This window comes from Oleiphilus sp. HI0132, assembly GCF_001635845.1.
This window is the reverse complement of the sequence record NZ_LWGJ01000533.1, coordinates 1-13565: the sequence shown is the minus strand read 5'-3', so window position 1 is coordinate 13565 and position 13565 is coordinate 1. Positions and strand designations below refer to the sequence as shown.

General features: G+C 45.7%; 10 protein-coding genes. 5 read left to right on the top strand and 5 right to left on the bottom strand.

Features of this window, described 5'->3' with window-relative positions:
• Positions 1-562 precede the first annotated feature (562 nt).
• A complete protein-coding gene (gene glnA, locus A3766_RS06415; RefSeq protein WP_068553266.1) occupies positions 563-1969 on the top strand; it encodes a glutamate--ammonia ligase in 1407 nt (468 codons plus the stop codon).
• Between the two features lie 195 nt (positions 1970-2164).
• Entirely contained in the window at positions 2165-3859 is a 1695-nt protein-coding gene (locus tag A3766_RS06410) for a VCBS domain-containing protein (protein WP_068508253.1), read from the top strand.
• Between the two features lie 488 nt (positions 3860-4347).
• Here A3766_RS06410 and A3766_RS06405 read toward each other — a convergent pair whose 3' ends face one another.
• The 4 genes from A3766_RS06405 to A3766_RS06390 all read right to left on the bottom strand — a co-directional run bounded on the left by A3766_RS06405 (position 4348) and on the right by A3766_RS06390 (position 9640).
• Positions 4348-4578, bottom strand: a complete 231-nt coding sequence (locus A3766_RS06405; RefSeq protein ID WP_156499503.1) for a hypothetical protein — start codon at positions 4576-4578, stop codon at positions 4348-4350.
• The gene (locus A3766_RS06400) at positions 4575-5933 is read right to left on the bottom strand and encodes a TolC family outer membrane protein (RefSeq protein WP_197479380.1); all 1359 of its coding nucleotides are present in this window, start codon (positions 5931-5933) and stop codon (positions 4575-4577) included. Before A3766_RS06400 ends, A3766_RS06405 begins: the two co-directional genes overlap by 4 nt.
• A gap of 154 nt (positions 5934-6087) precedes the next feature.
• A complete protein-coding gene (locus tag A3766_RS06395; RefSeq protein ID WP_197469720.1) occupies positions 6088-7395 on the bottom strand; it encodes an HlyD family type I secretion periplasmic adaptor subunit in 1308 nt (435 codons plus the stop codon).
• Positions 7388-9640: a type I secretion system permease/ATPase gene (locus A3766_RS06390; RefSeq protein WP_068508260.1), complete on the bottom strand. Its 2253-nt coding sequence runs from the start codon at positions 9638-9640 to the stop codon at positions 7388-7390. The genes A3766_RS06395 and A3766_RS06390 overlap by 8 nt, the downstream gene beginning before the upstream one ends.
• A 143-nt stretch (positions 9641-9783) precedes the next feature.
• Here A3766_RS06390 and A3766_RS06385 point away from each other — a divergent pair, with 143 nt between their 5' ends.
• The 3 genes from A3766_RS06385 (at position 9784) to glnG (ending at position 13204) form a co-directional block, all read left to right on the top strand.
• On the top strand, positions 9784-10365 hold the full coding sequence (locus A3766_RS06385; protein WP_068508262.1) for a hypothetical protein: 582 nt from the start codon (positions 9784-9786) through the stop codon (positions 10363-10365).
• Positions 10366-10620: 255 nt separating this feature from the next.
• Positions 10621-11748 carry a nitrogen regulation protein NR(II) gene (gene glnL, locus A3766_RS06380; RefSeq protein ID WP_068508264.1) on the top strand — a complete coding sequence of 376 codons (1128 nt, stop codon included), beginning with the start codon at positions 10621-10623 and terminating at the stop codon, positions 11746-11748.
• A 4-nt stretch (positions 11749-11752) separates the two neighbouring features.
• On the top strand, positions 11753-13204 hold the full coding sequence (glnG, locus tag A3766_RS06375; RefSeq protein ID WP_068508266.1) for a nitrogen regulation protein NR(I): 1452 nt from the start codon (positions 11753-11755) through the stop codon (positions 13202-13204).
• Between the two features lie 85 nt (positions 13205-13289).
• Here glnG and A3766_RS06370 read toward each other — a convergent pair.
• On the bottom strand, positions 13290-13565 hold a 276-nt coding region (locus A3766_RS06370), incomplete at its 5' end, for a DUF6701 domain-containing protein (protein ID WP_231882846.1).

Sequence of the window (13565 nt, the reverse complement as noted above, 5' to 3'; positions counted from 1 at the left end):
TGAAAAGACTAAATCCAAGACTTAAATTAAAAGTAACTGAATATAAATTGGACGCGAATTATACAGAAAGAACGTCATATTAAAATGCAGTAAACAAATATTTTACATTTTAGTTTTTTACTGTCGCACCATTTTATTGCACTAAACAGCATGAAGCACCGCTATGGTGCGCATTACATCGTAAAAATCCACTGATACTCCCTTCCAGCCACCTATTTTCAAGCACTTACAAATAATCAAAATTGGCAAACATATTGCACACTGACATAGAAAAACTAATGTCAACAAATAATTGGGGAATAATGAAGATAGTTCTGCTATCCTTCATTTTTTCCTCTTCCAGGCTGCCCAGCAAAGGCGTCTGACAACTTGGACGGTACTTGAAATATAAATAGTATTTGAAAAGTTTGTTTAGACTGGTTAGGCCGGACACCTGCTGCGAAAATCGCTAGGCACTGCGCATGTCGCAACTTGAGTGTGACAATTTAGTGCAGTGCTCGGCACTTGAAATAACATGAAACAAACCTTTGTTTCGAATACGTCCAAAAATGGAGAAATTAGAATGTCAGAGAAAACTCTCGGCCTAATCAAAGAAAACGAAGTCACATGGGTCGACCTTCGCTTCACAGATACTCGCGGTAAAGAACAACACGTAAGCATTCCATCTTCTGAAGTTGACGAAGACTTCTTCGAAGAAGGCAAAATGTTTGACGGTTCATCAATTGCTGGCTGGAAAGGCATCAACGAATCAGACATGATCCTTATGCCTGAAGACGCTACAGCAGTACTTGACCCGTTCACAGAAGAAAGCACTTTGATCCTTCGTTGTAACATCGTTGAGCCTTCAACTATGCAAGGCTACGAGCGCGACCCACGCTCTGTTGCGATCCGTGCTGAAGAATACTTGAAGTCTACAGGTATCGCTGACTCTGCATTGTTTGGTCCAGAGCCAGAATTCTTCGTATTTGATGACGTTAAGTGGAAAGCCGACATGAACGGCGCTATGTACGAAATCAACTCTGAAGAAGCTGCTTGGGGTAGCCACGCAGAATTCGAAGGCGGTAACATTGGTCACCGTCCAGGCGTTAAAGGCGGTTACTTCCCAGTACCACCAGTTGACTCTCTACACGACCTTCGTGCAGCAATGTGTGCAGCGATGGAAGCAATGGGTCTAGTAATCGAAGTACACCACCACGAAGTTGGTACTGCTGGTCAGTGTGAAATCGGTGTTGGCGCTAATACACTAGTAAACAAGGCTGATGAAGTTCAGATCCTTAAGTATTGTGTACACAACGTTGCTCACGCTTACGGCAAGACTGCGACATTTATGCCTAAGCCAGTAGTTGGCGATAACGGTTCTGGCATGCACGTTCACATGTCTCTTGCAAAAGATGGCGTTAACGTTATGGCTGGTGACGGCTATGCTGGTCTATCTGATGAGTGCCTATACTACATCGGCGGTATCATTAAGCACGCTAAGACTTTGAACGCTTTCACTAACGCTTCTACTAACTCATACAAGCGTTTGGTTCCAGGCTTCGAAGCACCAGTTATGTTGGCATACTCTGCACGTAACCGTTCTGCTTCTATCCGTATTCCATACGTAAATAGCCCGAAAGCACGTCGTCTGGAAGCTCGCTTCCCAGATCCAACGGCTAACCCATACCTAGCGTTCTCTGCGCTACTAATGGCTGGCCTTGACGGCATCCAGAACAAGATCCACCCTGGCGACCCAGCTGATAAAGATCTATATGACCTTCCTGCTGAAGAAGCTGCTGAGATCCCAACAGTTGCTGCTACGCTAGAAGAAGCACTAAACGCTCTAGAAGCAGATCACGAATTCCTAACTAAGGGTGATGTTTTCACTGAAGACATGATCCAGGGTTTCATCGATCTTAAGCGTGAAGAAGTTGAGCTATTGAACATGACAACTCACCCAGTTGAGTTTGAATTGTACTACTCTCTATAAGTACGATGTTCTATAAGCTATCATCACAGATAGCCTAACCTGCGCATGTAGGTTCAGAATAAAAGCCCGTTAATGGCAACATTAGCGGGCTTTTTACATTTGATCACAAAATCCGCCCGCCATAATCTAGACAAACACTCATAATACTCTTAGTGTATTAACTCACTGTATTAATTGTACAACCGGAGTGCATTCATGTCGGCTCAGCCTAGCCTGTTAGTATCAACCCGCCTTTTTTCTAGCCAAGTGCTTGAACAGGCTCATGGGCAAACTACAAACACCGACATTAACAAGACAAGTCCGGACGTACATCCATCCATACTACTTAATGACATATTCCCTCCACGAGAAGCTTCGCTGAACCTTGAACAGCTCGACACAGCATCGAACCAAGCACTGCAAGCCAAGGCGACACTCAAGAAGCTGGAACATGAGCTATCGAACGCAAACGAGCAACAGTTAAACGATATTGCCACCCTACAAGACAGCATCATTAACGACGAAGATTTTGATTTCTCTCTACTCCCCTCCACTGCAGCCGGGTACGAAGAAAGCCCCACCCAGCTTAACGGAGAATTTTCCAGCCCACCTGGCGAGAGTTTTTCCAGCAATGCGTATGTAGAAACAAGTACCGCCAACTCAGCGAAGCAAAGCAAATACGAAGTAGCCAGTTTAGACGAACAAAATAGTGAACAAGTCAGCACTTCAACTGCCATACTACCTCACACAGAAGCAGAGATAGATCATTCCAGCAAATCCCTTGGAACTCTGCACCGAAGCACTACTGAAGACATTCACTTTGAAGTAAGCGGCCAAGTTGATACACACTATGAATTTGACGAAACCAGTCATGAAACAGCTTATGGCCAAATCAATTACAACAGCGACGGCAGCTGGCAATACACGCTAGACAACAACACTTCGAAAATTCAAGAACTGGGGGCAAACGACTCCCTTATCGACAGCATCGACCTAATCAGCAAAAGTGGCGACAAATTTACCCTCAATATCACCATACATGGGATTAACGACAGCGCAACAATCTCTGGCGACAAGAGCGCTGAAGTTTCAGCACTAAGTAACTATAGCCCTGGTGAAAGACCCGAAACGATCAGCGGCACGCTTACTGTTAAAGACCTCGACCAAGATGAAGCCCAAATGCTGGCTGAAGACATGGTTGAAGGCACATACGGCTTTGTAAGTATTTCCGCTAGTGGCGAATGGACTTATTCGCTCAATAGTGAGTCAGACGCAGTAAAAAGCCTTCATCAAAACGACACTTTGCATGACCTAATCCCGCTAAAAAGCGTGGACGGTACTAATCAACTTCTCAAGATCACTATTTTTGGCGCCGATGACAAGCCTTTTTTAAGCGGTGACAACTCTGAAACGATCGACTTAGCCAATGCCACTTACGCCGAACAGAAGCTAAACATCGACGACCCTGACTTTGGTCAATCTCACTTTATAGCAGCCGAAGACATTGCCACACGCTCTAACTATGGCACTGGTAGCATTGATGAACACGGCAACTGGCGATACGAACTAAATACTAACAACCCGAAAGTCATCTCTTTGGGTGAGAAGGAACGCTTGTTTGACACATTTGTTGTCGAAAGTGTTGATGGCACGACACAAACAGTCATTATAAAGATTGAAGGAAGTGATCAGCCACTCTTTGCCAACAACAGCTCCAGCAAGCCAGAGACCCTAGAGTTAAATCAAGTTCTACATGATGACACAGAGAACGACCTAGAAAGCGTATTCGGAAAGGCTAACTCTAGCCATCAGTCCACGGGCGAGACCCTAGACAATGCCAATACAAGTGCAAGCGAGATTTTACAGCAAATTACTCAGCAAAATCTTCAAGACAACAACCTCATTACTTAAGAGAGTTGAAACTCTAGGCACTGTAAAGTGTAAACGCAGCACTCGAACTGACTTATTGAAAAACAGATTGCGACCAGAGCATGGCTTAGTCGTGCAGACACCAGAAGAAAACCTTGGTACCAAGTATGAATTTGGTCGAATAGTATGCTTTAACGGACGTTGAAACGATTTGAACTTCCAGAACTTCCTGGGTTACCTTATTCTAGAATTCATCCCCCAAGGAATGCTCACCACAGTAGTCATCCTCGCGTAGGCGGGGATCCATTGTTTTTGACCGAAACCTTATTAATTCGATTACTTCTGTAGCTTCAAATGCTGCCTATTAATCAAGACACTGGATTCCCGCCTACGCAGGAATGACTGGTTTTTTTTTGGGGGGGGGCTTGAACGTCAACTTAGCGAACTTTCAAGGCTTTGATATTTTGTTTGGTCATGTCGCGCTCTGTATTACAAGCTGTAAAATCGGCTTTGAGCCGATACATATAAAATTAGAGCGTATCGCCCTCCGATAATATAGACACATTCACCTGGCCCAATTTTTCTCTCAGCTTTTCTCTATCAACAAGCTTAGCCTGTACTGCGCTAGGCAGTTCGGTAAACAAAATAATACCTTTCTGCACCAGCAAGGAGATGAGATCTTCCGTCACTCTGGCCAAGTCAGCATCGCTATTCTGCAGCGCTAAAAATAAAGCCTCCTTTTCTTGCTGATCCATCATCATGCCCTTTCGTCCAGGAACTTAGTTACTTTAGGGGATATCGTAATATTTTGAGACAAGTGATCCAGCAAACTACCCTGCAGGTACAACAGCTCATACTTAATCAAATACAAGTCATATCGCGCCTCACTACTTAAACGCTTAGCATTTAATAGTTCATTCTCGGCATCCAGCAGATCAATCAAGCTTCGCTGGCCAATATCAAACTGCTTAATGTAGGCTCGCTTGGTGTTTTCTGCCGATTCTGCATAATCCTGAAGTAAGGCGTAACGAGTCGATAAACTCTGGTAACGATGCCAAGCCTGCTCAGCCGCTAAGCTTAACTCACGCTGCGCATCTTCCATGCGATACCCTGCCCGCTTAACACGCAGAGCAGCCTTATTCTTAGCCGCTGAGTCTCGCCCACCGTTGAATAAGTCATATTGCATACGCAGCATCACAAAAGCATCATTATTTCGCCCTTTAACACCATCAAGGTTATCATTCCAACTCGCACCAGATTCCAGATAAATCGAAGGTAAATTAGTAGACTTCGCTGCCGAACGCTCAGCCTTGCTCGCTCGAAGCGCTCGCGCTTCAGATAATAACTGAGGATTCTGTGAGGACACCTCTTCCAATAGCTGTTCCAGCGAATTTGGCATCGATAACAAGCCTGGACTAAAAGCCAAAGATAAAGCAGGCCTTGAGCCTACAACTCGAAAATAAGCCGCCTCAGCCGCTCTAAGCTTAGCCTTTGCTGCCTCGACATTTGCCAAAGATAAAGATAAACGCGCACTGACCTGACTTACCTTGGCTCGGTCATCTTTTCCCAAACGAGCTCTCATACCCACGTCTTTCGCAATCCGTTCATGAGTTTGCAGGTTCGCAATATGATCCTCAAGAGCAAAGTTCGCACGCATAACATCCAAATGCGCCTGCACAGCATCATAGGCTAGCGTTTCTGCCTGAGAGCGCATCGCTAGACGTCGTGCCTGCCCCATCTCTACGCCGCTTTCACGCTGCCAATGAGTTTGAAAGCCATCAAATAACATTTGCCTTAAGGCAAGTGAAGCTTCTCGGCGCTCCATTTGTTCAGAGCCACTTCCCGTCAATGACCTTGTCGAAGTGTTATTACTATGCTCACGCCCGACACCTAGAGATAAAACAAGCTTAGGTAGAAACGCAGACTCCCGTTCCTCGATGTCCGCCATCTGAGCATACAACTCGCTGACCATTGCTTTAAGTTGCGGATGACTGGCTAAGGTTAAGCTCACGCTCTCCTGAATGCCACGAACTGCCGAAGCTTTCTTAGACAGCCCTGGCTCATCTATAGTGTTCGAGAAACTTGAATCTAGCTCTTGGGAAAAAACAGGGGCCACGCTAAAACAGCCTGTGACAGCTAAGCACAAGAACAAGCGCGAAAGAAACTGCATTTTATTATTGCCTCTACGTTAACAACCAAACTGGTTGCTACTTATTATTATCTATCCGTAGATAAAACCCTGAAAAGTTGCATAGTGAGCAAGTCAAAACTTACTGTTCGGTCAGCGCAACCTGCCGGGCTTTTAATATTGGTTTCAAGAGATACGTCAGCAAGGTTTTCTTCCCTGTCAGAATATCTACTTGGGCAATCATACCAGGAATAACCGGAAGGAGCTTGTCTCCGAACTTCAAGTTATTATCTCGCGTCTTGACGCGTACCAGGTAGAAGCTATCACCTTGTTCATTTGTACTGGAATCAGCACTAATATGAACCAGCTCAGCTTCGAGCCCTCCATAAACCGTGAAATCATATGCGGTGAATTTTACCATTGCTTTCTGTCCAGGGTACAGTCGTGCAATATCGGCAGGGCGGACTTTTGTCTCAATTAGCAAAGCATCCTCCATCGGGACAACACTCACCAAATCCATTCCCGGCTGAATAACCCCACCCAAGGTGGTCACCATAAGCTCTTTAACGATACCATTAACAGGCGATCGAACCTGGGTTCGGTCAACCCTATCCTCCAATACATCGTGACCTTGAGACATCTGAGCCAGCTCTGCTAACACATCATTTAATTCAAGACGAGACTCAGACCTAAAGTCCAACTCTAACTGAGCTCTACGATTTGTCAGCTCTTTGATAGACGATTCAATTTGCGGCAACTTCAGCTCAATATCTGAGGCTCTCCCCTTGGCCTCCAAGACACTCTTTTCAGACCTGATCAGCTCCACCTCAGAGACAACCCCTTGCTCAAACAAAGGCTCCAATATTGCCAACTCCTTTTTCACCAGCAACTCCTGCGCTCTAGACTGACGAAGCTGACCTTGAAGCTGATCCAATAATTGGTGTTTCTGCTGAATTTGCTGACTTATTATTACTTTGGAGGCTCTTAACTGTTCAAGCCTTTGAGTAAAAAGCGCTTGCTGCTCTCTCACTAAAGCCTGGTCATCACGAACCAGAGATTCAGAAAAAGAAAGCTCTCCGCCTTGCGCTTCGGCTCGCAGCCTTTCTGAGCGAGCCTGAAGCACTCGCACTACCTGTTCACGCTCCCGAAAACGGGAAGCAAGCTGCTTATCATCCAGTTTTAATAAAACCTGACCGGCTTCGACTTCCTCACCTTCCTCCACCAATAATTCCGAGAGAATGCCACCCTCAAGATTCTGGACCAACTGCAATTGCTTCGAAGGGATAACCTTACCTACACCACGAACCAACTCATCCACCTCTGCATAAGCAGTCCAGCAGATAAATGAAAAAGAGATCAAAATTATAAGCCACAGCAAGCGTCGTGACTTTATGACATTACCATGATCATTTAAGGCTTGAGTGATAGGGGTTGAACGGAACTCAGTCATTGGAAACACCTCCCTTTCCATGACCTTGTTTATCATTGTGAGCACTTTGGCTCCCTGCCTGAATCAAGCCTCGCTTGAGCGCATCCAAAACACTTTCCTTTGGCCCATCAGCAACAATTTTTCCTTGATCCATCACGATAATTCGGTCCACCAGGGCCAGCAAAGAAGCCCGGTGCGTGCTAAGTAGCAGCACCTTATCCTTAGAGATATTCCGAATATTATTGATGATCATCTGTTCTGTCTGATTATCCATTGAAGAACTTAACTCATCAAATAACAATAAGTCAGGGTCATTGATAAGCGCTCTAGCGATTGCCACACACTGCCTCTGCCCACCAGACAAGCCTTTCCCTTGCTCTCCTATCGGCATATCCAAACCCATCTCATGAGTTTGAACCAATTCCGACAAACCTGACAATTCCACCGCTTTAAGCAAAGCTTCCTGCGGCACTTCTGGAGCCTTCATTAGAATATTTTCACGCAGACTACCGCTAAACAGGGTAATTTCTTGGGGAACATAAGCAATAGAAGACCTTAGCTCACTTGCGTTCAAGTGCTGAACCTCGAAGCCATTCATTAATAATTGACCACTGTCAGCCCTGCCAAAGCCCAGCAACAACCTAAGCAGTGAACTTTTTCCAGAACCAATCTTTCCAATAATCCCTACTTTTTCACCTGCATTCAAAGATAGATTTATGTCCTTCAGCACCTTAGGCCCACCCGAGTACGAAAAGGATAAATCTCGCACTTCGATACTTGTTATTTTGCCCCCCAAACTCAGCGATTTAGAAATATCTTCTAATTCATCATCACGCCGAGATAAATCGTCCAAGCCCTTAAGCGCTGACCTTGCTTGTTGGTATTGAGATATCAGGTTAGCAATCTGGGACATCGGCGCTAAGGCGCGAGAACTTAACAGCACACAAGCAATCAAAGCGCCTAAACTCAGAGCTTGCTGCTCAATCTGATAAACACCGACAATTACAATCGCCATGGTTGAAAGCTGCATAACGGACGCAGATACGATCGATACAGAGTCGGTCAGATGCTTGGCTCTTACTCCTAGTAGCGACATACGCACCAGCGCTCTCTCCCACAAGCCCTGCTGACGCCCTTGCGCATTAAGGGACTTGATCGTTTCAATGCCGCTTAAGCTCTCAACCAAAACACTATTTTTTTCAGCGGCTGCCTGCTGCATCAAATCAACCACTTTTTTTATCGGGAAATGCACAACGTAACCATAGAGCAAGAGGAAAGCAGCCGCTATTAAAGGCACCAAGGCCAGCTGCCCACCCACAGAAGCGATAACCAATAGAAAGATAATGGCAAAAGGAACATCTGCGAGCGCTGTCATTGTCGCCGCAGTAAAGAATTGTTTGATCGAGTCAAACTCTTTCACCTGACTGGCAAGTGAGCCCACTGACGAAGGAAATTCTTCGAGCCTGATATTCAAAACCTTGGAAAATAGCTTACTCGACAAAACCAAGTCTAAACGCTTACCGGCCTGTTCCAAAAACACATGTCGAAGCAATTTTACCAGCAGCTCAAAAACGATCACTAAGACCAGACCTGACGCCAAAACCCAAAGCGTCTCGATTGCCTGATTGGGAACTACCCGATCATAAACATTCATGACAAACAATGGCGCAGCCAAAGCAAAGACGTTAATCAATAAAGTAGCTGCGATGATATCCCGATAAACACTGCTTAAAGCTCTTAGCTCCTGCCACATCCACGAAGCAAAACCACTTCTTCTTGGCTGGTCTAAGGAACTGCTCGTATGCGCCTTTGGAAATACCGAAACCAGCTCTGCAGAGATTTTCTCCTTAAGCTCAAACTCGCTCCAATAAGCCTGCCCCTCTCCCTCAGAGCTAAAAATTTTAACGCTATAAGCACACCGGGAAGTATCGTAGCGCTCAATCACGAGCCAAGCCTCATCACTCCCTTTAAGCTGAGCAAGGCAAGGCAAGGCAGCCTTATCCAGATCCGCCAAATCCATTTGGCGGCACTGTAATTTGCCTTGGCTATGAACCGCTCTCATCATACCGCTACTTGAAGCTCTTTCGTCTACGGGTAAGCCGTGCAAAAACACCTCACGTGAACAAGCAAACCCAGCTAGCGCCATGACATGCAGATAAGCATTTTGAAGATAACGCGATACAGCTACTTGAGCAGGCTCTACTGCTTCAGCACTCGATACATTCGCCGCATTGTCATAAGAGCTACTGGCGGAATTATGGGACAAAGAAAAAACCTCAAATATCAAAAATAGCTCATCAAATTGTGAGCTAAACTATAGATGAGCTTTAGAAGCGAAAAGACTCTCTGTTACACTGCTTCTTCAAAGCTTTTTCTAACTATAGCAGTTATTTAACGAGGGTATAGACTGTGCTTACACAAGATCAATTCAAGACTAGCAATTTGTTGATCGCCATAAAGGTTACTTTATTGGCTTTATTGTTTTTCGTCAGCACGAGTAAGCTGTATGCCGAAGAAAGCACCAGCACAACAACCGTCTATAAAGTCACAAAACCAGATGGCAGCATATCGTACTCAGACCAACCACAAAGCAACGCCGTCACCTTGGAAGTCGAACCCGTTCCAACCATACCTGCACTAAAACCAAGCCCCATAAGTTTTAGCTCTGCACCTACAGACGACAGCTTTCTTTACCAGTCACTTGTTATTAGCGCACCAATAGACCGGAGCGCACTCCACTCAGGCACGGGTGACATCACTGTAAGCACCATATTAGAGCCTTCATTAAGAGCAGAGGACAAACTGCGCTTTCTGCTGGATGGTGCCGAAGTTGCATTACAAAAAGGGGCGAGCTTGCTGCTAACAAGCCTAAATAGAGGAACACACACGATCACGGTCCAAGTTATCGACCCACAAAACAAGGCTCTTATCTCAGCCAGTAGTCAATTTACAGTTCATCGACCTATCGCCAGAGCGTTCAAAATTAACTAACACATAGAGAGCACCAATAGGGAACACCCCAAAAAAGCAATGCACAAAATTGGTGCGCACATCCTATCTTCATCTATACTAAACCAAGAGCCCTGACACGCAAGCAGTCGGGAGCTCGCTAAATAGCTACTCTCTGAACATATTCGACGCCACATAAAACATTGGTTTGCTTCTTGCTTTGGCTATTATAGTTCGCCCCAGGCAAGAGCAAGCCTGTTTGCATGTAATTTCGTCTTTCAATGGATACAAGCTTTAATGACAACCAACCTGTTCTCAGATGCCTACCAACAACGCATACTCGAAGGCTTGTCGACTGCTGTTATCCTTATTGATGCAAATTACCAGATTAAATTTATCAATCCTGCTGCCGAAATGCTCCTGCAAGCCGGTTACAAACGAATACTATCCAGCAAGCTAGATCACCTCTTTATTAAACATGAAGAGCTTTTGTTTGACGAGTTCCAGGCCATTATTGATGGCGGGCACTCATACACTCAACGTGACTGCGAGTTTATTCTACACAACGGCCAAGAGCTTCTTGCAGACTGCTCGGCATCAAAGTTCTCTCAAGATTCTCAGGATTTACTGCTGATCGAAATGCAAGCAAAGGATCGTTTGAAGCGGATCAGCCGTGAAGAACAGCTGCATGAGAACCAGGAAACAGCTCAAATCCTTGTTCGTGGCTTCGCTCATGAGGTTAAGAACCCTCTCGGTGGAATTCGGGGTGCCGCTCAGCTACTTGATGCAGAGCTGACCAACCCAGAGCATCATGAATACACACAAATTATAATGAGTGAGTCGGACCGGCTGAGAAGTCTGGTAGATCGAATGCTCGGCTCTAATAAAGCCCTCAAGCGTTGTGAAACAAACATCCACGAGATCCTTGAAAGAGTTCACACCCTGATTCATGCCGAATCTGCAGGCAAAATTAATATTATCAGGGACTACGACCCAAGTATTCCCGAATTCCTGGGCGATAAAAGTCAGTTAATTCAAGCGTTTCTGAACATTGCGAAAAATGCACTTCAAGCACTGTCTGAGCAAAAAGACGAAAATCCTTCACCTCAGATTGTCTTGAGAACGCGAACTCTAAGGCAGTTCACTATTGGTCATACTCGACATCGACTGGTACTAAAGGTTGATATTATCGACAACGGCCCAGGTATACCAAAGGATTCCATTCAGAATATTTTTTACCCCATGATCAGTGGGCGCGCAGAAGGTACAGGTCTGGGCTTATCCATTACGCAAAGCATATTTACCAAGCACGATGGCTTGGTCGAGTGCGAAAGCAAACCAGGTAAAACCGACTTCATTATTTATATCCCTATCGATAGCACGCGCTCACCTAAACCAACAAACGTTTCAAGTATCTCGGAGTAACACTATGACAACAAAGCCACTTGTATGGATCATTGATGATGACCGCTCTATACGCTGGGTACTTGAAAAAGCACTAGCAAAAGAAGACTACGAGCTTCGCTCTTTTGAAAGCGGTGAAGGTGTAGTAGAACGACTTTCTAGCGAGAGCCCTGATGCGATTATCAGTGATATTCGTATGCCTGGCATTGATGGGCTTGCACTACTTGAAAAGATTCAAGCTAATAATTTGCATCGTGGCGTACCGGCAGTTCCGGTCATTATTATGACCGCTCATTCCGACTTGGACAGCGCTGTTTCCTCCTATCAGAGTGGCGCTTTCGACTACCTACCCAAACCCTTCGATCTAGATGATGCCGTCGCACTAATCAAACGCGCCATTGCTCACTCCCAAGAGCAAAAAGCACAGAATATGCCTGATGCACCGGAGCTCAATGAAGAAAATACTGAAATCATTGGTAAAGCTCCAGCGATGCAGGAAGTGTTTCGCGCTATCGGCCGCTTATCACAGTCAAATATAACGGTTCTGATCAATGGCGAATCAGGAACAGGTAAAGAACTGGTCGCTCGTGCTTTGCATCAGCATAGCCCCCGTGCACAGTTACCATTTATTGCCTTAAACATGGCTGCAATTCCCAACGACCTGATTGAGTCTGAGTTATTTGGTCATGAGAAAGGTGCCTTTACAGGTGCTGGAGGACAGCGCACCGGACGCTTTGAACAGGCTGATGGCGGTACACTTTTCCTCGATGAAATCGGAGATATGCCTGCCGATACGCAAACCCGCCTATTACGTGTACTTGCAGATGGTGAGTTTTATCGAGTCGGTGGCACCACACCCGTTAAGGTTAACGTTAGGATTATCGCTGCAACCCACCAAAACCTTGAAGGTCTGGTTCAAGAAGGTAGCTTCCGGGAAGATTTATTTCACCGTTTGAACGTTATTCGCGTTCACCTACCTAAACTATGCGACCGAAGTGAAGACGTCCCCACCCTGGCGAACTACTTCTTAAGCAAAGCAGCTGAAGAGCTCTCGGTCGACATCAAGCAATTACGCCCTGAGACCGAAGAGTACTTAAGTGCCATGCCCTGGCCAGGTAATGTTCGACAGCTAGAAAACACCTGTCGCTGGTTAACCGTCATGGCTAGTGGTAGAGAGGTTCATGTATCAGACCTGCCGCCAGAATTATTAGATGAAGATAACACTGCTCCAACAGCAAGTACTTGGCAGGAAGCCTTGCGAAAGTGGGCTGACCAGGAACTTAAAAAAGGTAATAGTGCCATTCTGGATCAAGCTGTTCCCCAGTTTGAGCGTATTATGATCGATACGGCATTGAACCATACTGGCGGACGACGTAGAGATGCTTCCCAGTTATTAGGCTGGGGCCGGAATACGCTTACCCGTAAAATCAAAGAGCTTGATATGAGCTTTGAAGAGAGTACTGAGGAAGAGGATTAAGCCCCTCCCTCCGCATTACTCTCATATTTTGTAGGCAGCGGGTTCCATCCCGCGCTATGCCCAAACCTTGGAGCACGACCTAGAATCAGTTACTCACTTCTCGCCAGTAAATAATTCTGTCGTGGCCTCGATATTGACCAAACTGCGCCTCAACAAAGGGGTGCTCATCATCCAGAGCGCCATCTCCGTCCCAGTCAAAACGCAACCATGGCAATGCAGATAAGTCCTGATTAACTTGAACTTTTCCAGCCCCGCCGACTCCTGGAGCGCTGAAGCTAAAGTTTTCATTTTGCGCATCATCGAGAGGAGCATTCACACTTAAGGTAGTTAACTCTGAACCCACAAGAATATCTTCTAAGCT

Coding starts and splice junctions, on each gene's coding strand:
- A3766_RS06405 (WP_156499503.1), bottom strand. CDS start 4,578: ATGATGATGGATCAGCAAGAAAAGGAGGCTTTATTTTTAGCGCTGCAG.
- A3766_RS06410 (WP_068508253.1), top strand. CDS start 2,165: ATGTCGGCTCAGCCTAGCCTGTTAGTATCAACCCGCCTTTTTTCTAGC.
- glnL (WP_068508264.1), top strand. CDS start 10,621: ATGACAACCAACCTGTTCTCAGATGCCTACCAACAACGCATACTCGAA.
- A3766_RS06395 (WP_197469720.1), bottom strand. CDS start 7,395: ATGACTGAGTTCCGTTCAACCCCTATCACTCAAGCCTTAAATGATCAT.
- glnA (WP_068553266.1), top strand. CDS start 563: ATGTCAGAGAAAACTCTCGGCCTAATCAAAGAAAACGAAGTCACATGG.
- glnG (WP_068508266.1), top strand. CDS start 11,753: ATGACAACAAAGCCACTTGTATGGATCATTGATGATGACCGCTCTATA.